This is a genomic window from Caballeronia hypogeia (assembly GCF_001544875.2).
GTDB classification, from domain to species: Bacteria; Pseudomonadota; Gammaproteobacteria; order Burkholderiales; family Burkholderiaceae; genus Caballeronia; species Caballeronia hypogeia.
This window is the reverse complement of record NZ_FCOA02000026.1, coordinates 60,318-81,096: the sequence shown is the minus strand read 5'-3', so window position 1 is coordinate 81,096 and position 20,779 is coordinate 60,318. Positions and strand designations below refer to the sequence as shown.

Sequence of the window (20,779 nt, the reverse complement as noted above, 5' to 3'; positions counted from 1 at the left end):
ACTGTCATGAGCGTGAAACTGCCTTCAGGTTCAGACCACCGAAAGTCATGGTTCGTGAGGACGCAGTCGCGTTTGTATCGCTCCTTTTCGAGCGCAAAGGTTTATGGCGCGGCGGCGATCGCATCCGCTCTCTTCACGTATGTCGAGTCGACCGTAAAGCCGGCGGGAGCGTATGCCACGCCGGAGCTATACATTCTCGCCAGGGCCGCGCTTCTGTTTGGAGCTTTCGCAGCCTACATTCCTTTGACCAGGCTGTGGAAAAAAGAACGGCAAGCCTGTTTTTCATCTTTACTGGACATCAAGGTCGAAACCTGGATTCGAGGATCGTTCGGATCGCTATGCTTATTGTTCATGTCGATTGCGCTGTGGAAGAATCCGACGCAGACCTTTAGTTACTCGTTCTTCCTTTTACATCCCCTGTTCACGCTGTTGCTTACGCCGTTTCTGATCAACCGCAAAGTGGATTACAGGGGGCAGTTCTGGCCTATCACCCTATCCGTGACTGGCGCCATTGGGTACTCCGTCGCGAATCAGCTATCCGAACAGGGAGTCGCCGGACTCGAAATCGCCGACAGTGAACAACTGTTCTTCGAATATGCGGCGCCAGCATTGGCCGGCTTGGCTTTCGCCGGCGAGAATCTCATGTCCAAAAGAATCGACGAGAAATACAAGCTCGACTCGACCACTATCTCGTTTCAGAGCGCGTTTGTCATGGCTATCACGATGCCGCTCTGCGCTCTCATGGCCTACCTGATCATGGGACAAACGCCTCGCTTCCAATGGGAAACGCCATTCATCGGAAATTTGATGATTGCCAGCGCGCTCGGACTTGCCGCGAACATTCTCATCACAACGGCCTTCGCCGAAGCATCGGACGCGCAGTTGCCCACGGTGGCGGTTCTGGATCTGGCGGTGCTTCCATACGCGGTCCTGATCGGCCTCGCAGCGACCGACATAACCGTAATCGGCGGCGAACGATCACTCATCAGCCCGGCCGGCGGGATGCTTTTCATCATCATGGTCGGCGCGACCTGGAGCGTTGGGATAAGAAACAGAAAAGGCCGGCAGCAAAAGCCATCGTGACGCCTGCTTTTTCGGGAGGTGGCGTTCCCGCGCCGTGCGCCTCACACGAAGCGCGCATTCTGCACGACGATCCAGGCCGACCACGCAAGCAACGCGACGCCTAGCGGCCGGCCAATAACCCTTCCCCAGCGCAGATTCTTCTCGGCCGCCATGATCGCACCCAGCGCAAGCATCCAGCCGACACTTCCCGTGCCCACCGCGAACATGAGCAACATCAATGCCCAGCAACAGCCGATGCAGAAAACGCCGTGACTCACGCCGAGCAGGAAGCTCTCGCGGCGCGGGCTACGGCCATGCCAGTGCTCGGTGATGAACATGAGCGGCGAGCGGCATTTGTCGAGACAGCGGTGCTTGAGGCTGCTGAATTGATAGACGCCCGCCAGCGCGACGATCGCGGCGCCAATCAGCCAGCCATCCGCGAGCAACGTCGAGGATCGCTCCGCGAGCAAATGGAGCGCGGCATCGAAGCCGTGCGCGACGAGGCCGAACGCCGCCCACGCAGTCGCGTAACCGGCAATCAGCAACGCGGTCAGCGTGCGCCAGCTCGTGCGCGAGAGCGTCATCCGCCTGAAGGTATCGAACAGCGGGAAAGCGGTCGGCAACATCATCGCCGCGATCATCAGGAGCCAGGCGACGCTGTGCAGCGAGGCCGCGAGCGTGATGCTCGCGCCGGGCAGCGCGCGACACATCGGCCCAATGCCCGGCAACTCGGTCCAGCTCGCGTGATGCAGATAGCGTGCATACGGCCCCGCATCCCAAGACCACAGTGCGATCCACGCGCCCGCCGCCAAAGCGGCGAAGAGCGACGCGAAAAGCCGCGAGCGCAGAGGCGTCTTCACGACGTGAAGCTGAACGATCCCTGAATGGCGTTATGGCCTGTCAAGTCGAGATCGAGATCGAGCGCTTCGTGCCGCAGGCGGAACGAGTTCGCCCGTCCCACGAAGGCGGGCGATCCGGGTATCGTCGAGAAGATGCTCTCGACCAGTTTCGTCGGCTCGCCGGTCGGACCGCGATAGGGTTCCAGTTCGGCCTCGATGGTTTCGCCTACCTTCATCCGGCCCTTGCCGGCTGCAACCGTATATTCGATCGCAGCGCGTTCCACCGACACCATCTCGCCGATCAGCTTCACGATATCCGCGAGCGGTCCGCCGCGTTCGCCACGATGCGCGCTCACCAGCGCATCGAATTGCGCGTCGCTCGCGCGCTCGTCGACGAACATCGCGACGCGCCAGCCGCCTTTCAGGACGTTGCCGGGAATGAACGCGGCGAACGCGACCGTCACGCCCGCCACATCGACGCCGTCGATCGCGCCTTGCTCGTAATGGTAGGCAATCGCGCTGCGGCAAATGCCGTTGTCGGGATCTTCTCCGATCCAGCATGGACACAGGACCTTGCATTCGCACACTTCAAGGATGCTACCCATCAGTTGATAGCTCATTTGCGCCTCGTCTGCGGGTTGAATCCGGCCAGGAGAAACATCGCCGGACACCTTTGTTGTAGGCGTTAAGCGCACAGGAATCAACGCGTCCGGGCGTGCGTGTCCGGAGCGAATGAATTAGGCTATACAGGCATTGGCTCCCTGGCATGCGGAGCCGCTACTTGCGAGTGATTTCTCGAATCGCGCCCGTCACGAAGCCGACGAAAAACAGATCGCCGTAAGGTCCGCCCTGAAAACCATTCTTACGAGCTACATTATTCGTCGCCGGACGATTCGAAGTTTGCGGACGACAGGATCGACTCGCCGCTCCAACGATAAGCGACGAGAGGACCGCCTTTCCCCGCGCTGTAATCGACACACGCGACCGTGGGCGACAACACTTCAGGACGGCCGGTCAGCCAGTAATGACCCAGAAAAACCGGCTTGTCGCCGCTGTAGCCTATCCTTGCGCTCCCCGGAATCTCCGTATCGGGCAATTGCGCCTTGTCGTGGGGCGGAACGAATGCCGCCTGTCGATATGTCGTGGCGGACGGATCCCACCAGCGGGTCCGTGCCTCATGTCGCGTGATGCCCGACTTGTCCTTGAACGAGCAGCCGTCTGGAAGCTTCACCTCGATGCCTTTCAACAGCGTCTCGACCTGCCGGTATTCTTTTGAACCTCTCCGGCTCGCCTTGATCATCATCTCTTCATCGAGCAGCCGGCCGGGCTTCAGGTGTGGCTCCAGCGCAGCCATGAATTCCGGATGCCAGCATGCATGAACCACCCGCAAGTCGGGAAGCTCCAGCCATAGCGGCAAAGAGAGGAACCAGTCGATGATTTCGGCGTGCAGGCACGGCCTGTGTTCCACTTCGGCGAGAAAGGCCGCGTGTTGATGACGATTCTTCTCCCCAACTTCGCCCCGACGCGGCCGAAGATACTCGCCGCTTTGCGCAGGGTCACGCATATACCAGGCGATCGCGTTGAATTCATGGTTGCCCATGACCGCCAGCGCGCTGCCCGCGTCCATCATGGAGCGCACGATGTCGATGGTCTCCATCTGATGAGGACCTCGATCGACGAAGTCACCTACGAAGATGACGGTCCGTTCCGGATGCCGCATCGCCCCGTTTCGCTCGGCATAACCCATGCGCTTCAGCAGCGCCCGGAGCTTGTGCGCCTGCCCATGAACATCCCCGACAATGTCAAAGTGCATCCGCGACATACCTTCGAACAGTAGTGGTCCCGGAGCATACATTATCAGACGCGCTATCAAAGCGTGCGCCGCCTCGAACGCGGCCGCCATTTCTATTTATTTAGCATTACCAATCTAATGATATTCATTAAAGCTATCCGCCGATTGATCTTAAGCCATATAACCTTAGCCCAAGCTTAAGAACATGAATGACTTAAAAAGTCCTTTGATTCATGGCTCGACAGGTCTCATTGCGCGTGTCGGTGTTTTTACCAAGGCCGCCTTTGGCGGATGCCGAACAGCATCTTCTTTGCTAAGAAAGTGACTTTCGATTGCCCAACCATCGATTTACAACGCACTGCGCCCGCTCATCCCGGACGGCGGGGATGAAGACGCAAGCCCGCCGCGATTTTCGCGTCGTGCCGGGCCACGAGGTGAAGCCTTCCAGGCGCTTCCAGGATTACTAAAACAGGACCGCGCCAGCGACGCGCAACTTTCAGTCTTCGTACGTTCATCAACGGTTCCATATGGGAACCATCAATTTATTTGTTGTGCATTGTTAAAGAGGCTTGCGCATGCTTACGCCGTGAATTCTGGTCCACCAAAGGGGAGTCGATCCATGAGAATGCCTGTGCTCGCGTTACTGCTTGCTGCCACTGTTGTCGTCGCCGGATGCGGCGGAAACGACGATTCGAGTCCGACTGCATCGAGTCCGAATCTGATTACCAATATCGCCGTTCCCAATGCATCGAGCCCGCCGTTCAGTTTCGATATCGGCTATGCGGAAGCGGGCCGCTACTATCTTGCCGATCGCAACAACAAGGCCGTCGATGTCGTCGATACGAAATCGAACGCGCTGATCGCGCAGATCCCCGGCCCGTTCGCGGGCGTAGGCGCGACGACGGACGTTTCCGGTCCCGATGGAATCGTGGGCATTACCGGCACGAACACGATTTACGTCGGCGATGTCGATTCGGTCAAGGTCGTCGATACCAATGCACTGAAGACGGTCAAGACGATCGCAATCAGCAATTCCGGCTCACGCGTCGATGAAGGCTGCTACGACCCGGACGATCATCTCGCGATGTTCGCAAGCCCCGGCGAGACGCCGCCCTACGTCACGGTCATCTCGACCACGACGCAGGCCATCGTGTCGAAGCTGGTCTTCAACGGATCGTCGGGACTCGAAGCATGCACTTATGATTCGACCACGAAGAACTTCTATATCAACAACGATGGAACCACCGCGAACCCCGATGGCGAACTGGACGTCATCGCGGCGAATACGGTCACGTCCGGTACGCTCAAGATCAGCAAGGCGTTCCCGCTTGGCAAGTGCTCGCCCGCCGGCATCGCGCTGGGGCCGAACAGCGACATTCTCGTGGGATGCGATCCTTCGGCCGGCGATCCGCTCATCACGCTGATTCTCGATCGCAATACCGGCGCGCAACTGGCGTCGGTGCCATTCGGCGGTGTCGATCAGGTGACGTACGATTCCGCCTCGAACCGATACTTCCTGCCAGCACGGCACTATGTGTCGAGCGGCACCGCGGCAGCCTCGGGCTTCAGCCCGCAGATGGGCGTGATCGACGGCACGACGCGGCAGTTGCTCTACAAGGTGGCGATCGGAGCGGGCGCCCACTCCGTCGCGGTGGACGGCACGCTCGGCCAGGTTTATGTGCCCTTCCAGCCTGGCTCGTCCAGCCAGTTCCCGAACGGCGGCATTTCGGTCTTCACGACGAAGTGAGCGCCATGACGAAATAGCGTGAATGCGAATGCGCCGGAGACCGACTGAACTCCGGCGCATCTCGACCGACAGGACAAAATTACCTCACTGGCACTTTGCCGGCAGCGTGGCGCGGTCCTCGCGCCTAAAGCATCGGAATTCGGATGACGTAAACAAGTGGTGAGCCTCGCCGAATGCGAAGCTAATCCCGCTGCATCGTTCATCGAAAGTCCGCGTCGTACACGAAATGTCCCTGTCTCTCAATTCCGAATCGTGCAGCACCGTCGCGAGTGGCGACGCTTCACGACAGGGACCCACGACCGCCCAGAACCAGGAATTCCTCGCGTTCTTCCTGTCCGCGCGGTCGGACCGCGCGACGCTCTCCTGGCCGATCCTCCTGCAGATCGGTCTCGCGGTTTGGGGCGCTTGTGTCCTGACCTACGTGGCGCTGGGCGTCATGCTGTCCGTCGTGCCGAGAGGTGTCGCGCCCGGCATCAGCGTCGCGGTCGGCGTGGCCGTGTTTGCGATCTGCCTGCGTCGCGCGCGCCGGGATGTCACGCGTGCGAATCGTACGACCGCGCTTTCCAGAGCACTTCTGGACGCCAACCGCGAGTGTCTGAAATGGCTCGACGCCGACGGCCGCATGGTGCGCATTTCCGAGTATGGCGCGAGACTCATGGAAGCGAGCGGCCCCGAGCAACTCGCCGGTTCGAACTGGCTCGGCTTCTGGTCGAACGAAGACGCGATCGCCGCGCACAATGCGTTTCACGGCGCGATGAACGGCGCCCGCACCGCGTTCAAGGGAAGCTGCGCGACCACGTCGGGCATCCCCAAGGTCTGGCATTCGCGTCTGATTCCTATCGAAGATGGCAAGGGCGGCGTGGACGGCATCATCTGCGCGTCGATGGACATGACGCAGGAAGAAGAACTCGCCGCCGCTCTGCGCGCCAGGGAAACCTTGATGTCCGAGATGGAGGCGCACGTCGGCCTTTGCTTCTACTCGTATAGCGCGGATTTCACCGGTTTTCATCACATCAGCGCGGGCTGTGCGTCTGTTTTCGGTCTCGATGCTCAAACGTTTCGCGAATCGCCGCAGGCATGGATGGATCTCGTGCTGCCGGAAGATCTGCCGCAACTCAAGTCGGCCATGGGTCGGATTTCCGAATCGAAGATCAGCCAGAAGGCGCTATACCGCATCCGCCGCTCGAACGGCGACGTCCGATGGATCCAGAGCACCGGTTCTCCCGTGCTGGACAGTGCCGGAAACGTGGCGCGAATCGTCGGCATCAGCGAGGACATTACCGCGGAGCAGGACCGTCTCGTGGAACTGGACCGCCTGGCCTTCACCGATTCGCTCACAGGACTCGCGAATCGCGCCGCGCTCATGCGCAGGATCGACGAGGATTGCCGCAAGAAAGCCCCCTTCGCGCTGATGTTCGTCGACCTGGACAGGTTCAAGGTTCTCAACGACACGCTCGGCCATACGGCGGCCGACCGGCTGCTCCGATCGCTCAGCAGGATCATCAGCGCGGCGCTGCCGCCCGGCGCATTTCTCGCGCGTCTCGGCGGCGACGAGTTCGCCGTGCTGATCGAAGGCGAACGGGACAAGGAGCGGCTCGCCGACATCGCAAGAGGCGCGCTCGGGGCGCTCGTGCAGGCAGACCAGGCGCGTCGCGCCGGCACCATCACGGCGTCGATCGGTATTTCGGTCTTTCCCGACAACGGGGCGAATCGCGAGACGCTTCTGACGAGCGCGGACATCGCGATGTATGCGGCCAAGAAGGCCGGGCGTAACGGCTACCGTTTCGCCGACAAGGACTCGAGCGAGCGGATCGTCGACTTCGAACTCGAACGCGACCTGCCCGCGGCGCTCGCCAGGAAGCAGTTCCAGCTCCACTATCAGGCGATCCACGAGCCGCGCACGCTCGAAGTCCGCAGCGTCGAAGCGCTCATTCGCTGGCGGCATCCGAAGCGCGGGCTCGTTTCGCCCGGCGTCTTCATTCCGATTCTCGAAGAAAGCGGCTTCATCACCGAGGTCGGCGCATGGGTAATGGACGACGCCTTGCGCCAGCTTTCTCAATGGCGCCGGGGCGGCGCCCGCTCTCTCGGCGTATCCGTGAACGTGTCTGCGCGTCAGTTGCGCGATGCCGCCATCGTCGACGTGGTGGACAGCGCCTTGCGCCGGCACGCGCTTCCGCCTTCCACCCTCCAGCTGGAACTGACCGAGAGCGCGTTGATGGACGATCCCAGCCTTGCACAAAGCACGCTCGGTGCGTTGAAGAAGCTGGGCGTGCGCATCGCTATCGATGACTTCGGCACGGGCTATTCGAGCCTGCGCTATCTGGCCGATTTCGCGCCGGACTGCGTCAAGATCGATCGCTCCTTCATCGCGCGCCTGGAGCAGGACAAGGCGACGCGCAGCATCGTATCCGGCATCATCCAGATGTCTCACACGCTGGGCATGAGCGTGATTGCGGAAGGGGTCGAAGAGACCGCGCAGCTGGAATCGCTCAGACGCGCCGAATGCGACTTCGTGCAGGGCTTTCTGCTGAGCCGGCCGGTCGCGCCGGAGGACATGTCCGGGCTTTCGATCGCGGCACAGGCCGTCGATGACCGGTTACGCTCGCCCGCATCGGCATGACCGATGCGGACGGCGCCGAAGCGTCGCCGTGGACGCGGGCGTGCTCGCGTATGCGTGAGCGCTTCAACTCACCGCGCTCTGCACCTTCTTGCCATCCGGTCGTCCGAGGCCGGTACACGCATCCCATCCGGCCGACGCGGCGAAATCGCCGTTGTTGCCCTGCGTGATGTCCACGAGCAGCGACGGGTTCTTGTAGAGCTGCGGGTTGATATATCCCACCGGTGCGCCCTTGATCGCATTGATGCGCGCGATCAGTCCGGCCCATAGCGGCGCGACCGCGCTCGTTCCGCCGATCACCGTGTTGTGACCATCGACGCGCACTTCGTAACCGGTCTCGGGATCGGCGTCGCCGGCGACGTCGGGCACGCCGCGCTTCGTGAGCGGACTCTGCTGACCGCCGGCGCGCGTGACCTGCAGGCCCTCCTGCCACGCCGGCAGCGCAAAGTTCGCGCTCACGCCGCCGCCGCTCGCTCCGCCGCTCGCGCCGTTGTTCCAGACGGTCTCGCTGGCGGCCTGGCTGCCGTTCGCCAGAAGCGAGGTGCCGCCGCAGCCGAGCGCATACGTGCTGGACGCCGGAAAGTCGGCATGATCGGCGCCGTCGTTCACGCCGTCGCCCGAACCGTTGTCTCCGGATGCGACGCATACCGTGATGCCGAGCGCCGCCGCGGACTGGAACGCCTGATCGAACGCGTTCAGCGCCTGCTGCGTCCATGCGGATTCCGGACCGCCCCAGCTGATCGAAATGACCGACGGCTTGTTCTTCGTGTCATGGATCGCCGTGCTGATGGCATCGAGAAAGCCCGCGTCCGTGTTGGGCGCGAAATACACGGCGATCGTCGCACCGGGCGCCACGGCGCCCGCGACTTCGATGTCGAGCATGACTTCGCCATCGGGACCGTTCGGATCGCCGGTCGGATGGTTCCGTCCGTGGTCCACGGAAACCGCGATCACGGAAGGCGGCGCGGCCACATTCAGCGACGCGAAATAGGTCTGGAGATCGGCGGGCCTGAAGCCGCCGCCAAGCTCGATCAGCGCGATACATTGGCCCTGGCCGTCGCCCGCAGGGAAGTCATAGAGCGACGCGATCTGCGCAGGCGTGAACGCAGCCGGGCCCGCAGCCTTCGCCGTCCACCGCACGTTGCCATGCGGCGCGCGAGCGCGGAAGTTGGGCCGTGCCTGCTGGCGGTTGTCGAGACCCATGACGGCATCGACCACGCCGTTCAGTTCATCGGGGAGATGGATGGCTCCGACGCGGCCGCGATAGGTGCCGCCGGCATGCTCATACTGCTCCAGGCTCACGCCGAAGGCAGCTTCGAACTGCGCGACGCTGCCCGAAAGCACTACCGCGCGCCGCCCCTCGTGACACTCGACTACCGCCAGATCGTGCTTCTGCGCGAACGATCGAATTGCCGTCAGGTCCGCGGCGTCAGCGCCGAACTGCTTCGTGAACTCGTCGTGACCGATGTGTTTCGTCGCCGCGCCTTGCGCCGCGAGCCCGGCGATATGCTTCTCGAACGCATCGCTCGATCGCCGTCGCACCAGCATGGTGACTTCCAGGCGCTCGTTCGGGTCCGCCTTGCCGATGGCCTTCGCGCCCTGAACGGGCACGCGCTCGCTTCCATTGAGTGGATGGGTTGCCATGTCTCAACACTCCTAGAGAACGCCGCCATCGTGGCTGTCGCATCGATGCCTCGCGGGCGGCGAGCGGGCATCGAATGAGAGTCAGGTGTCCTGGGCTTGAGATCGGGAGATGGGCGATACGCGTGTTTGTATCGTCGTGAGGTGGCGAGCGGAGGGTGCCGCCACCGATGCAGTGCATTCTGGTCTTGTGACGCGCGTTGCACCATCCTCCTTGGTCGTATCTCCGAAAGGAGGTGCCGCGCGATTGATGTGAATGCCTGCGTGGGAAAAAGTCGCCGCTGGAAGCGACAGCGATCAGCGGGTTCTCGTTTGCAGCATGTCGCGCGCGGCGCCCAGCATGCCGTCGGCGATCTTGCCCGAGTCGATCTGGTAGCTGCCGTCACGGAGCGCCGCCTTGATCGCTGCGACCTTCTCCATATCGATGTCCTCGGCGTTCGCCGCACGCACGGTCGACAGCGACGACAGGTTCACCGCCGAGCTGTCCGCGTCCGTGGCGCTGCCTGGTTGCACGGCGCCGACGGCGCTCGTTCCCGCGACCTTTTGAGTGACTTGTCCCGAACCGGTCTGGAGCGTTGCAAGCGTGTCGATGTTGCTGGATTCGATCTTCATGGTGTCCGTTCCGTATCTGTTGAGAGCTTTAACGGACCATGGTTTGAAGTCTTTACCATGCCGCGGACCGCGCAACCGTTTTCATCTGCGGCCGCTGCCCGGGAAGCCTTGCCGGGCGGGCTTCCCAGCCACATGCAACAAATTGAAACAAAGTGTGAGGAAGCGCACAAAGTAGGCCATGACGTCTGAATTCGGGACATGCACCTCCTCGAACTAGCTATCGCACGCCAGCCAGTTCCCTCACCGCCTCCCGAACGAACGCAAGCAAGCTCTCGTCGGCCCAGGAACCCTTCATCAGTTCCGGCTCCCTTTGCAACGCCTCGCGAATCTTCGCGTGCGTCTTCGGGTCATCGCCGGCATAACTGCGAAACAACTCCATCCACCTGCGCGCCAACCCCTGCCCGCGCTCCGACTCGGGCGTCGCGCCTGCATCGATGGCATCCCGCACATCCGCCATGAGTTCCGGCCACTCCATCGCCCGCTTGCCGTAGCTCTCCCTCAGGAACCGATACTCCTGCGCCGACAAGTACCGCTCGTAAATCGCCATCTTGGTCTCGGAAAACGACCGAATTACGTAATCGCGCAACTCGGGCGATATCCCGATGCTCGCCTGCATCGACGGCTCGTTGTCATGCATGCGATTCAGCTTCGCGAGCAGCCTCGGATCGTTGTTCGTATCCCGCGCCAGCAAGGTCATCCATCGATCCGCGAGCGCCCGTGCACGCGCGTCGGCAGGCGGCGCGCCCGCATCCATCAGCGCGCGCACTTCGGCCACGAGCTCGGGCCATTCCGACTGCTGCGTCTGCGACTTGCGATACATCGGCATGCGGTCCAGTTCTTCCTGCGAAAAGTAGCGATCGAACATCGTCATCAACTCCAGCGTGTTGAGCCAATCGGCCAGCTCGGGCTCCCTGCCGTCCATCAACATGCCGTGCAGATCGTGAAGACGCGCGCGCAGTCGCATCGCGCGCTCGACTTCACGATCCAGCATGTCGATCTGCCGCGCGATGAGCTCGGCGAGAGAGGTATCGGGCCGGGTCAGATAAGCGCCGATGTCGGCCAGCGACAAACCGAAGCCGCGCAACGCCTGAATCCGGTGAAGCCGGGCGATGTCGTCGCGGTTGTACAGCCGGTAGCCGTTGTCGGCGCGCGCGGAAGGCGTCAGCAGGCCGATGGCGTCGTAGTGATGCAGAGTGCGGACGGTCATTCCGCTCTTCTTTGCCAGTTCTCCTACCTTCAACAGCATGCAAGCCTCCGTTCGGTGCGCACGTTGGAGGCTAGAACCTTACGCTACGTGAGGGTCAAGCGAAATGGGCGCGGCAAACACGAAGGCCCGCGAGATCGCCATCTCGCGGGCCTCGTTTCCTGCGCTGGGCGGATTCAGACCGGGTGCGCGCTTGTCACGCCCGCATCGACGCTCACCGGCACGCGCCGGGCGAGCGCGCACATCAACTCGTAGCCGATCGTGCCGGACGACTCCGCCACTTCGTCCACGCGAATCCGCTCGCCCCACAGCTCCACCTGCGCTCCGGTGCCGGCGTCCGGGCACGGCGTCAGATCGACGGTGAGCATGTCCATCGATACACGGCCGACGACGCGCGTGCGCACGCCATCGACCATCACGGGCGTGCCGGTCGGCGCATGACGCGGATAGCCGTCCGCATAACCGCACGCGACCACGCCGATCTTCATCGCGCGATCCGCCGTGAAGGTGCGTCCATAGCCGACCGTCTCGCCCGCCGCCAGCGACTGCACGCCGATGATGCGGCTCGAAAGCGTCATCGCGGCGGCAAGCGGAAAGCCCTTGATATGGCGTGCGCAGCCGGTCGGCGACGCGCCATAGAGAATCGTGCCCGGCCGCACCCAGTCGCGATGCGCGCGCGCATGCCACAGCACCGCCGCCGAATTCGACAGCGAGCGTTCGCCGGGAAGATCGCGCGTGGCGGCGTCGAATTCGTCGATCTGCCAGTCGATCTCGCCGTCGTCCGCGTTCGCGAAATGGCTCATCAGGCCGATCGCGCCAATCGCCTCGACATCCGACGCGCGCGCCCACGCGCGGGCGAATTCGCCTGGCCGGAAACCCAGCCGGTTCATGCCGGAATTCATCTTCAACTGAATGTCGATGCGCTCGCGCGGCCGCGCCGCCTTCAGCAACGCGAGCTGATCGTCGCAATGCACCGTGACGGTCAGCCGGTGACGATCCGCCGTCTCGACATCCGCCGGCTCGAAAATGCCTTCGAGCAGCAAGACCGGTTTCGTCCAGCCGAGTTCGCGCACGCGCACGGCTTCATCGAGATCGAGCAGCGCAATGCCGTTCGCTTCGGCCAGCGCCGGAAAAATGCGCTCGATGCCGTGGCCGTACGCATTCGCCTTGATCACGGCCCAGACCCGCGATGACGATGCCGTGCGTTTGACCAGGCGGAGATTGTTGCGGATGGCGTCGAGATGGATGCGAGCGGAAATCGGACGTGGCATGGCGTGCTGTAAACTGGATTAAAGGCAGTTGATTGATGAATCGTATCGACCAAATAGCAGTTGTTGTTAATGTATTTACGCCGATTTTTGGTTGAAACGTCCACCGCCTTGCGGGTCGCGATATCGTTGCAGCACCGCGCCACGAAGGAAACCGCCATGGACGACGCCCGCCGTCTCGCCTGTCTGCGCATCGTGCTCGTCGTTGTCGGGCTGATCGCGCTTTTCGGGCTTTATCCGCTGATGCTGCTATGGCCTTCGGGATGGGCCTGGGAGCACGGCCACGAAGGGCTTTCCGAATACGCGCTGATGATCGTCGGCATCTATGCGACGCTCGGCGTGTTTCTGCTGATCGCGTCGCGCGATCCGCTCAGGCATCTGAGCCTGATCTGGTTCACGGTGTGGTCGAGCGTCGTGCACGGCGCGATCATGGCTGTGCAGTCGTTCGGCGGCGAGGGACGTCATCTCGGGCATCTGGCGGCCGATGTCCCCGCGCTTTTCATCGTCGCCGCCGCGCTCGCCATCTTCACGCCGCGCGGTAGCACGTTGCGTTGAGCGCGTTCAATTCAGTTCAACTCAGATAGCCGAGATGCTCGGCCAGAATCACGCTGCCCACGCCGATCAGAATCAGCCCGCCGACGATCTCCGCCCGCTTGCCGATGGTCGCGCCGACGAGCCGCCCGACCATCACGCCGATCGTCACCATCAGCATGGTCGCGAAGCCGATGGTCGCGGCCGTCGAGAAGATATCGACATCGATGAACGCGAGGCCCGCGCCGACCGCCATGGCGTCGATGCTGGTCGCGAAGCCCGTGAGCGCGAGCACCCAGAACGAATGCGAGTTCGGCTTTTCCTCTTCGTGACGCGCGGCGCTGAAACCTTCGCGGATCATGCGCGCGCCGAGCAGCCCGAGCAGGCCGAATGCGATCCAGTGATCCCACGCGGTCACGTACTGCGCGGCGGCGCGGCCGAGCGCCCAGCCGACGAGCGGCGTGAGCGCCTCGATAACGCCAAAGATCACGCCGGTCTTCAGCGCCTCGGCGATGCGTGGCTTGTGCAGGGTCGCGCCCTTGCCGACCGCGGCGGCGAAAGCATCGGTGGACATGGCGAAGGCAAGGAAAATCGTGGAGGCGAGGTTCATCGAGTAGCGCTCTGGTCGGGCAAGATGGAACGACAGAACGCGCGCCCGACCGGTCGCGAATCCTGTCGATGGTCTTGCCAACCTTGTGTGGTTGCTCATGCCACGGTCTGACGACCGAGCGTGTTGACATGAGCGCTTTTCAATATCGGAAGCGATGCGCGCATCGATACGAAAAGCCGGCTACTCCCCAGCGAAGAAGCGTGAGCTTAACACGGGTTCGTGACTGTTCCGTCTAGACGCGCCGCGCATCCGGCTTCGCGTCGCATGGCGCGTTCGCTCTCATCACGTGCTCCACGCACAGACCGACGAGCGTCGCGTCCAGACGCTCCAGTTCGCGCGCGGCGTCGCGCAGCGCGGGCGCATCGGTGGCGAAGGAATCGCAGAACAGCGCTTCGCGCTGCCGCGCCGCCGCGCGCGCCGCCAACACGGCCGCGTTCAATTCGGGCATGCGCGCAAATCCCGCCGCGCGCGCCTTCTTCTGCAACAGTCCGACGAGCGCGTCCAATGACCGCGCCTCATGGCGCGTGCGGCCATCGTCAAAAAGGGAAAGAAAGCGCAGCACGCTGCTCTGCAACCGCCGATGAGCATCCACGAGATCGCGGATCGATTCCGCGCGCCCATGATCTCGCGCCGCCTTCAAAGTGGTGATGGTCGCGCCGAAACCGCTCGCAGCGGATTCGGCAGTCTGGGCGTGGACGGAAAGCGTCAGCATGATGCTCGGTTACCAAGAAGTCCGGCGCACGGCGATGCGCTGTATATTTTTGAATATAACGCATCCGGGCCGGGACAGGTAAATCCGATCGTTCGGGTGATCACGTAACGCCCGGAATTTCGACGCGTGATTCGATCAGCGCGCCGAATTGATTAGCAACGCCAGGTCTTGCGCATCTGCGACGCCCCGGACGGCGGCGAAGGCGCCTGCACCGCCGGCTGGGGCGTCCATCGCGATCACGGCGACAACAGCCCGAACACCGCGACGCCGTTCTTCGTGCCCACGTACACCTTGCCGTTCGCGATCATCGGCGTGATGAACTTGTTGCCCGCGCCGAACTGGTCGCGACTGCCCGCGTCGTTGCTGCTCCAGAGCGGTCGGCCGAGATTGGTCGCGTCGTAGGCGCGCAGCACGGCGGGGTTGCCGTTCTCCGACGCCCACAAAATGCCGTTCGACGTCCCGTTCGCCGAAATGGCAGGCGTCGCGCCCGGGAAGCCGAACGTCGTCGGCGTCTGGCTCGTGGGCGTGGCGGACAGCGCGGCGTTCCTGACCGCGAACGCCTTGATGCTGTCGCCCACCGCGCCGAAATAGACCGTGTTGTTGAAGTACGCGGGCGCGCCGAACATCGATCCGCGAATCTGGCCGACGAGTTCCTGATAGATGAAATCCGCGTTCGAATCGTATTTGCCCATCGACCAGCGGTTCACGACGTAGATCGTCTTGTTCTTGCCCGCGCCGACCGCGAGATGCCGGATCGTGCCGCTGGCGTCGGCGAGATCGGGCAGCACCATCGCGCCGCCCGAGCCGAGATCCTCGTCCTGATTCGATTCCTGCACCGTGTTCGACGGCTGGAAATAGTCCTGCACCCTGAGCGGCCCCAGATTGAGCCTCAGGAAGCCGTTGCCGTAGTTGCCGTTGATCGGCATTTCGTGCTCGTTTTGCGTCGGATCGAAGGTGCCGTTGCCGTCGAGGAGATAGATGGCTTCGCCGTCCGACGCGAGGCCCGCGCCGCTCATCCAGATCGCGCCCATCTGGCCGTTCGGCGTCACGTTGAGCACGCTCGCCTGCTGCAGCGTGTTGGCGTCGTAGCCCATCACCCAGCCGGTGTACGGCATGAAGTCGCAATGCGAGGTCCATGCGAGGTAGATCACGCCGTTGAGCATCAGCAGCCCCACGCGCTCGACGTACTGGCCAGGATCGAAGGTCAGCGTGCCGTTCTGGCTGCCCGCGCCGTTGCCGGGATAGGTCGCGCGGATTTCCGTCGGCCCGTTGAAGAGTTCCGCGCCGGTCGCGACATCGAGCGCGTGAATGCGATGGTGATAACCGCCCGACGCGTCCTTCGACATGCCGACGACATAGATCGCGCCATTCGGCCCGCGCGAACGGTCGATGACCGGCGTCGCCGTGATGCCGATCTGCGGCGTGATCTGGCCGCAGCCGTGATCGTCGCTGGTCGTTTCGCCGCTGCCGAGCGTCGAGACTTTCCAGAGCACCGCGCCGCTGTCGGCGTCGAAGGCGTAGACGCTGGCGTTTTCCGTTTCGACGAACACCACGTTGTGCGCGGCCCCGCCGACTTGCACGTTGGAGAGAAACAGCGGCTGGGCGTCCACGGCGCCATCGACACCGAAAAAGGCGCGCTTGCCGAAGCTGTTCACAGTGACGTTCGCGGGCGTGAGGGTCGTTTCCGCGAGCTGCTGGCCGGTGCGGGCGATGTCGTTGTGCCAGGTGAGCACGTCCATCGGACTGCCGACGCTCGCCGCGGCCGTGGACGATGCCGCCGCCGGAACCGATGCCCCGGAACCCGAGGTGCCACCCGAGGCCGCCGCCGTCGATTCGCTTCCGGAGCCGCCTCCGCCGCTACACGCGCCGATGATTGCCGTGATCAGCACGGCGCCGAGTGCGGCGGAACAAGCCGGGATATGTGCCTTCATTGCACTCTCCTTTTCCCGCGAGGCGGAGGCGGTCGCCCGGAATTCGCGCGGCCGTGTCGCAGCGGTGGAGCATACGGAATGCCCACCCTTTGTTCACAGTCAATTTACAGAAAGAAATTTGTTGCAGCGCGTCACAATATGCTAACCTAGGGTTATTACCTAGTTAGTTACCCTTAGCCGGAGTTCATCATGGGCATCATCGCCGCTACGCCTATCGCACTCGTTTCTTTCCTCGCCGCCAAGCTGCGCGCGGCCACGCGCGACGCGCTCAAGGCGCGCGCCCGCGTGAGCGCGCTGATGGCGGAAGCCTACCGCCGGGCACATTGACGTCCCGGCGCGCGCCGAAAATCATCCGCGTCATTGCAGTGTGTAAGCAATGACGTAATCGCCGGCCTTCGTGCCGAGCGAGCCATGTCCGCCCGCCGTCACGAGCAGGTATTGCTTGCCGCTCGAGTCGGCGTAGCTCATCGGCGTCGCCTGGCCGCCAGCGGGAAGACGCGCTTCCCAGAGTTTCCTGCCGTCGTGCACGTCGTAGGCGCGCACGTACTGGTCGAGCGTGCCGGTCAGAAACGCCACGCCGCCCGCCGTCACGATCGTCCCGCCAAGGCTCGGAACGCCGAGCGGCATCGGAATCGGCAAGGGCGCGCTGTCGATAATCGTGCCGTTCTTGTGCATCCATGTGATCTTCTGCGTGCGCAGATCGACGCCCGCCATGTAGCCCCACGGCGGCGCCTGGCACGGAATGCCGAGCGGTGAAAGAAACGCGCTGATCTCAAAGCCGAACGGCGTGCCGCGCGCGAGCTTGATGCCGCTCGTCTCGCTGCCCTTCTTCTCGCCGTTTTCCTCGGGAATCTTCTCGCGCGGAATCAGTTTCGACGTGAACGCCATGTAATCCGGATTCGCGATGAGAATCTGCCGCACCGGATCGACCGAAATCCCGCCCCAGTCGAACACGCCGAAATTGCCCGGAAACACCAGCGAACCCTGCTCCGATGGCGGCGTGTACGGCCCGTCATAGCGCAAGCTCCTGAACTTGATCCGGCACCACAACTGATCGAACGGCGTCGTGCCCCACATGTCCGCTTCCGTCAAGCGCGGCGGATTGAAGTTGAGCGCGGAGACGGCCTGCGTCGGCGCAGTGTGATCGCCCTTTGCGGCGCCGCCCGGCACGCTCACTTCGGTGATCGGCACGATCGGCTGGCCGGTTTCGCGATTCAGCACGTAAATGCTGCCCTGTTTCGTCGATGCGATCACCGCCGGCTGCGTGCCCTGCGCAGTCTGCAGATCGACGAGCGTGGGCTGGCCGCCAACATCCATGTCCCACAGATCGTGGTGCGTGAACTGATAGTTCCAGCGCACCTTGCCGGTCGCGGCATCGAGCGCGACGAGACCCGCTCCGTACTTCTCGGCCTGCGGCGTGCGCTGGCCGCCCCATTGGTCGGGCGTCTGATTGCCCATCGGCAGGAAGATCATGCCGCGCTTTTCATCGACGCTGAACATCGACCACATGTTCGGCGAGTTGCGCACGTAGGTGCCGCCCGGCGCGATCGGCTCGGTGGCGTCGGGGTTTCCCGAGTCCCAGTTCCAGACAAGATGGCCGTCGTTCACGTCGAAGGCGCGGATCACGCCCGAGGGCTCGTTGTTCGATTCGTTGTCGGTCACGTGACCGCCGACGATCACGAGATTGCGGAACAAGGCGGGCGGCGAAGTCGAGTAATAACCGCCCGGCGTGAACGGACCGATGTTGGCGCGCAGATCGATCGCGCCGTTCTTGCCGAAGCTCGCGCAGGGCTTGCCGGTGTCGGCGTCGAGCGCCATCAGGCGGGCGTCGGCGGTCGGCAGGAACAGGCGGCGCGGGCATTCGGCGAGCGCCGTGGTTTGCGCGGGCGTCTGCGCGGGCGCAGGCGCGGATGCTTCGACAGCCGCCGATGCCTCGGCCGGCGCCGATGCCGCCACCGATGCGTCTGATGCCTCGGCCGGCGCCGATGTCGCCTGCGCATCCGAAGCCGTCGGCGCGGCGGGCGCACTCGCGGCCGCCGCCACTTCGGGCGCCGCCGCATGCATCGCCGCATCGTAATAAGCGACGCCCCGGCAAGTCATGTGCTCCCAGTGCTTGAACCCGATCGGGCTCTGGATCTGTGGATCGAAACGCCACTTCTCCTTGCCGCTGGCCGCGTCGAGCGCGATCACCTTGCTGTGCGGCGTGCACAGGAAAATCGTGTCGCCGACCTTGAGCGGCGTGTTCTCATCGGTGGTTTCGGTGGGATCGTCGGCGCCGGGCATGTCGCCGGTGCGATACGTCCACGCCACTTTCAACTGATGCGCGTTCTGCGGCGTGATCTGCGCGAGCGGCGCGTAGCGCTGCGCGAGCGGCGAGCCGCCATAGTCGATCCAGTCGCCCGGCGCGCGTCCGGTGGCGGCATTGGCGTCGGGCTGATTAGCGTCGGCGGCGACATCGACATCGATGCGGCCCGGACGGTCGTGCGGATGGAGAAACCACGTCCCGACGCCCAGCAGCAGCGCGAGAACGATCGCTGCGGCGAGCGGCGTGCGCGCGGCGCGCGCGGTCGAAGGCGGCCCGAACAGCGCGCCGCGGTGCACGAACGGAATCAGCAGCCAGATCGCCAGCAGCAGCCAGATCCACAGGCGCGGCAGCAATTGCCAGAAATCGAAGTGCACTTCGAAAACAGCCCAGATGGTCGAACCGAACAGCACGAGCGCGAAGAGCAGCAGCGCGGAGCGTCGCCGTATCAGCAGCAACAGCCCGGTTATGACGATGGCCGCGCCGGTGATCACGTAGTACCACGATCCTTTCACCGCGACGAGATACGCGCCGCCCACGCCGAGCAAAAGGCCGATGACGATGAAAACGATGGCCGTGAAGAACGTGAGGGGATGAAGTCTTCCGTTGCCAGCCATGCTGAAACCCTCCGGGACGATGAATGGCGGAACACGGCCGGCGCGCGGTCGTGGTTCGGACGCTGTCGCGTCGTCGGATGGAGCAAGCGGCGTGCCGTTTCGGCAGCGTGGGAGGGCGCGTGCGAGGAGTGCTTACAGATGGCTTTCCCGTGAAAGCCGGATCACAGCGGTCGCGGCCAGAGCCCGCCGTGCACGTTCGCGGCGATCACGCCGGAGGCGAACGCGGCCTTCAGATCGTCGCGTTCGGAAAAGCGCGGCGCGTCGAACCACAGGAGAAACTCGTCGCGCCACTTGCCCCACGCGTTTTCGTCGAAATCGAAATCCTCGTCGATCCGGCCGTTGTCGCGCAAATACGCGCCGACCAATTGCGTGCCGTTCCAGTACGCGACCGCGACATCGGTGAGATCGGCGGTCATGCCGCGCGGCAGATCGCGCAGCATCATCGCGACATGCGCCTTGAACGATTTGAATTCGGTCGGTCTCATCGCGAGCTCCGCGTCAAGAATGTGCGTGGAAAAAAAACCTGCCTGCGGCGTGAGCGTTCAGCCGAACACGCCTTTGTTCAAATCTTTTTCGAACGCGACGGTCCATCCGGTGCCGTGCCCGATGCGGTATTCGCGTTCCTTCAAAGTCGAGCGCCGCGTGATGGTGACGAGGCCCTGCAATGGATAGACATCGTCCACGACATCCGATGCGCCGCCTTCCTGCACCAGAAAATCGCTTTCCTGCAGACGATGACGCGCGAGAATCGCCAGGAAATCCGCTCTTTCATCTGGTGCGATCACGGTCATCTCGGCCTCCGCCATCGAACGCTGCTCTCATTCAAAGTAGCACACGCGCGGCGGAACGTCGGCGCATATCTTGCGTGAAGGGCGGCGGTGCGCACGCGCTGTTTCTTGCGAAGGAGAGGCATGACGATGAATCGCGGAACCATCTTTCTATGCGCGACGGCGCTCGCCGTCTGCACGCACGCCCGCGCCGACGATGTCGTGTGCGGCAGGCTCGAAAGCGCCACGAACGGGCAGGACGGGCCGATCGCGCTGCGCGAAGGGGAAAGCGTGAACTTCTGGCGCGGCGGCACGGTGCGGCACGGCGCGCTGCACGTCTACAAGGACGGCGAGGTGTATCGCGTGTACTGGCAGCCGGAAGGAAGCGGCGATGTGTACGTGCTCGCGAACGAGGGCATCGACAGCGTGCGGCTCATCCTGACGCCGACGCGCGGCACGAAAGTGGACACGGGACCGGGCAGCCTGCCGCCGCAGAAGGTGCTGTCCTGTCCCGCGTTGTAATGCTT

General features: G+C 63.3%; 19 protein-coding genes and 1 riboswitch. Of the genes, 6 read left to right on the top strand and 13 right to left on the bottom strand.

What is annotated here, in order from left to right:
- Positions 1-6 precede the first annotated feature (6 nt).
- Entirely contained in the window at positions 7-1,083 is a 1,077-nt protein-coding gene (locus tag AWB79_RS28865; protein WP_061170873.1) for a hypothetical protein, read from the top strand.
- Positions 1,084-1,124: 41 nt separating this feature from the next.
- Here the strand turns inward: AWB79_RS28865 and AWB79_RS28860 are convergent, their stop codons facing one another.
- The 3 genes from AWB79_RS28860 to AWB79_RS28850 all read right to left on the bottom strand — a co-directional run bounded on the left by AWB79_RS28860 (position 1,125) and on the right by AWB79_RS28850 (position 3,714).
- A complete protein-coding gene (locus AWB79_RS28860) occupies positions 1,125-1,922 on the bottom strand; it encodes a DUF2182 domain-containing protein (protein WP_061170872.1) in 798 nt (265 codons plus the stop codon).
- Positions 1,919-2,521: a DUF1326 domain-containing protein gene (locus AWB79_RS28855; protein ID WP_061170871.1), complete on the bottom strand. Its 603-nt coding sequence runs from the start codon at positions 2,519-2,521 to the stop codon at positions 1,919-1,921. Before AWB79_RS28855 ends, AWB79_RS28860 begins: the two co-directional genes overlap by 4 nt.
- A gap of 254 nt (positions 2,522-2,775) precedes the next feature.
- Positions 2,776-3,714 (bottom strand): metallophosphoesterase, encoded by a 939-nt coding sequence (locus tag AWB79_RS28850; RefSeq protein ID WP_061170907.1) that lies wholly within the window; start codon positions 3,712-3,714, stop codon positions 2,776-2,778.
- A gap of 598 nt (positions 3,715-4,312) precedes the next feature.
- Here AWB79_RS28850 and AWB79_RS28845 point away from each other — a divergent pair.
- Together AWB79_RS28845 and AWB79_RS28840 are read left to right on the top strand one after the other, a co-directional pair.
- Positions 4,313-5,440 (top strand): YncE family protein, encoded by a 1,128-nt coding sequence (locus AWB79_RS28845; RefSeq protein ID WP_061170870.1) that lies wholly within the window; start codon positions 4,313-4,315, stop codon positions 5,438-5,440.
- A 226-nt stretch (positions 5,441-5,666) separates the two neighbouring features.
- Positions 5,667-8,060: an EAL domain-containing protein gene (locus AWB79_RS28840; protein WP_061170869.1), complete on the top strand. Its 2,394-nt coding sequence runs from the start codon at positions 5,667-5,669 to the stop codon at positions 8,058-8,060.
- Positions 8,061-8,123: 63 nt separating this feature from the next.
- Here AWB79_RS28840 and AWB79_RS28835 read toward each other — a convergent pair whose 3' ends face one another.
- From AWB79_RS28835 to alr, 4 genes are all read right to left on the bottom strand, one after another.
- Positions 8,124-9,701, bottom strand: a complete 1,578-nt coding sequence (locus AWB79_RS28835) for a S53 family peptidase (RefSeq protein ID WP_061170868.1) — start codon at positions 9,699-9,701, stop codon at positions 8,124-8,126.
- 294 nt (positions 9,702-9,995) lie between these two features.
- Entirely contained in the window at positions 9,996-10,310 is a 315-nt protein-coding gene (gene flgM / locus AWB79_RS28830; RefSeq protein WP_061170867.1) for a flagellar biosynthesis anti-sigma factor FlgM, read from the bottom strand.
- Between the two features lie 217 nt (positions 10,311-10,527).
- Positions 10,528-11,556 (bottom strand): MerR family transcriptional regulator, encoded by a 1,029-nt coding sequence (locus AWB79_RS28825; RefSeq protein WP_061170866.1) that lies wholly within the window; start codon positions 11,554-11,556, stop codon positions 10,528-10,530.
- 134 nt (positions 11,557-11,690) lie between these two features.
- Positions 11,691-12,785 carry an alanine racemase gene (gene alr, locus AWB79_RS28820; RefSeq protein ID WP_061170865.1) on the bottom strand — a complete coding sequence of 365 codons (1,095 nt, stop codon included), beginning with the start codon at positions 12,783-12,785 and terminating at the stop codon, positions 11,691-11,693.
- A gap of 156 nt (positions 12,786-12,941) precedes the next feature.
- Between alr and AWB79_RS28815 the strand changes: the two genes are divergently transcribed.
- Positions 12,942-13,337 (top strand): DUF6632 domain-containing protein, encoded by a 396-nt coding sequence (locus AWB79_RS28815; RefSeq protein ID WP_061170864.1) that lies wholly within the window; start codon positions 12,942-12,944, stop codon positions 13,335-13,337.
- Positions 13,338-13,353: 16 nt separating this feature from the next.
- Here AWB79_RS28815 and mntP read toward each other — a convergent pair whose 3' ends face one another.
- From mntP to AWB79_RS28800, 3 genes are all read right to left on the bottom strand, one after another.
- The gene (gene mntP / locus AWB79_RS28810; RefSeq protein WP_061170863.1) at positions 13,354-13,923 is read right to left on the bottom strand and encodes a manganese efflux pump MntP; all 570 of its coding nucleotides are present in this window, start codon (positions 13,921-13,923) and stop codon (positions 13,354-13,356) included.
- 8 nt (positions 13,924-13,931) lie between these two features.
- Positions 13,932-14,124, bottom strand: a riboswitch (yybP-ykoY riboswitch).
- Positions 14,125-14,155: 31 nt separating this feature from the next.
- Positions 14,156-14,635: a hypothetical protein gene (locus AWB79_RS28805; protein WP_061170862.1), complete on the bottom strand. Its 480-nt coding sequence runs from the start codon at positions 14,633-14,635 to the stop codon at positions 14,156-14,158.
- A 236-nt stretch (positions 14,636-14,871) separates the two neighbouring features.
- Complete coding sequence (locus AWB79_RS28800) at positions 14,872-16,566, bottom strand: outer membrane protein assembly factor BamB family protein (protein ID WP_061170861.1); 1,695 nt, start codon at positions 16,564-16,566, stop codon at positions 14,872-14,874.
- 189 nt (positions 16,567-16,755) lie between these two features.
- Here AWB79_RS28800 and AWB79_RS40195 point away from each other — a divergent pair, with 189 nt between their 5' ends.
- A complete protein-coding gene (locus AWB79_RS40195; protein WP_198399121.1) occupies positions 16,756-16,893 on the top strand; it encodes a hypothetical protein in 138 nt (45 codons plus the stop codon).
- Between the two features lie 30 nt (positions 16,894-16,923).
- On the opposite strand, the gene AWB79_RS28795 is transcribed toward AWB79_RS40195, so the two are convergent.
- From AWB79_RS28795 to AWB79_RS28785, 3 genes are all read right to left on the bottom strand, one after another.
- The gene (locus tag AWB79_RS28795) at positions 16,924-19,485 is read right to left on the bottom strand and encodes a membrane-bound PQQ-dependent dehydrogenase, glucose/quinate/shikimate family (RefSeq protein ID WP_061170860.1); all 2,562 of its coding nucleotides are present in this window, start codon (positions 19,483-19,485) and stop codon (positions 16,924-16,926) included.
- Positions 19,486-19,646: 161 nt separating this feature from the next.
- Positions 19,647-19,970 (bottom strand): hypothetical protein, encoded by a 324-nt coding sequence (locus AWB79_RS28790; protein WP_061170859.1) that lies wholly within the window; start codon positions 19,968-19,970, stop codon positions 19,647-19,649.
- Positions 19,971-20,027: 57 nt separating this feature from the next.
- Positions 20,028-20,276, bottom strand: coding sequence for a hypothetical protein (locus AWB79_RS28785; RefSeq protein WP_061170906.1), 249 nt, complete (start codon positions 20,274-20,276; stop codon positions 20,028-20,030).
- A gap of 120 nt (positions 20,277-20,396) precedes the next feature.
- On the opposite strand from AWB79_RS28785, the gene AWB79_RS28780 reads away from it, so the two are divergent.
- Positions 20,397-20,774, top strand: a complete 378-nt coding sequence (locus AWB79_RS28780) for a hypothetical protein (RefSeq protein WP_232471056.1) — start codon at positions 20,397-20,399, stop codon at positions 20,772-20,774.
- The last annotated feature ends 5 nt before the right edge of the window (positions 20,775-20,779 follow it).

Bases quoted from the DNA above. Each gene is read 5' to 3' on its own strand.
- AWB79_RS28850 (WP_061170907.1), bottom strand. From the start codon at position 3,714: ATGCACTTTGACATTGTCGGGGATGTTCATGGGCAGGCGCACAAGCTC.
- AWB79_RS28845 (WP_061170870.1), top strand. From the start codon at position 4,313: ATGAGAATGCCTGTGCTCGCGTTACTGCTTGCTGCCACTGTTGTCGTC.
- AWB79_RS28825 (WP_061170866.1), bottom strand. From the start codon at position 11,556: ATGCTGTTGAAGGTAGGAGAACTGGCAAAGAAGAGCGGAATGACCGTC.
- mntP (WP_061170863.1), bottom strand. From the start codon at position 13,923: ATGAACCTCGCCTCCACGATTTTCCTTGCCTTCGCCATGTCCACCGAT.
- AWB79_RS28840 (WP_061170869.1), top strand. From the start codon at position 5,667: ATGTCCCTGTCTCTCAATTCCGAATCGTGCAGCACCGTCGCGAGTGGC.
- flgM (WP_061170867.1), bottom strand. From the start codon at position 10,310: ATGAAGATCGAATCCAGCAACATCGACACGCTTGCAACGCTCCAGACC.
- AWB79_RS28855 (WP_061170871.1), bottom strand. From the start codon at position 2,521: ATGAGCTATCAACTGATGGGTAGCATCCTTGAAGTGTGCGAATGCAAG.
- AWB79_RS40195 (WP_198399121.1), top strand. From the start codon at position 16,756: ATGGGCATCATCGCCGCTACGCCTATCGCACTCGTTTCTTTCCTCGCC.
- alr (WP_061170865.1), bottom strand. From the start codon at position 12,785: ATGCCACGTCCGATTTCCGCTCGCATCCATCTCGACGCCATCCGCAAC.
- AWB79_RS28805 (WP_061170862.1), bottom strand. From the start codon at position 14,635: ATGCTGACGCTTTCCGTCCACGCCCAGACTGCCGAATCCGCTGCGAGC.
- AWB79_RS28815 (WP_061170864.1), top strand. From the start codon at position 12,942: ATGGACGACGCCCGCCGTCTCGCCTGTCTGCGCATCGTGCTCGTCGTT.
- AWB79_RS28800 (WP_061170861.1), bottom strand. From the start codon at position 16,566: ATGAAGGCACATATCCCGGCTTGTTCCGCCGCACTCGGCGCCGTGCTG.
- AWB79_RS28790 (WP_061170859.1), bottom strand. From the start codon at position 19,970: ATGAGACCGACCGAATTCAAATCGTTCAAGGCGCATGTCGCGATGATG.
- AWB79_RS28785 (WP_061170906.1), bottom strand. From the start codon at position 20,276: ATGACCGTGATCGCACCAGATGAAAGAGCGGATTTCCTGGCGATTCTC.
- AWB79_RS28795 (WP_061170860.1), bottom strand. From the start codon at position 19,485: ATGGCTGGCAACGGAAGACTTCATCCCCTCACGTTCTTCACGGCCATC.
- AWB79_RS28835 (WP_061170868.1), bottom strand. From the start codon at position 9,701: ATGGCAACCCATCCACTCAATGGAAGCGAGCGCGTGCCCGTTCAGGGC.
- AWB79_RS28865 (WP_061170873.1), top strand. From the start codon at position 7: ATGAGCGTGAAACTGCCTTCAGGTTCAGACCACCGAAAGTCATGGTTC.
- AWB79_RS28780 (WP_232471056.1), top strand. From the start codon at position 20,397: ATGACGATGAATCGCGGAACCATCTTTCTATGCGCGACGGCGCTCGCC.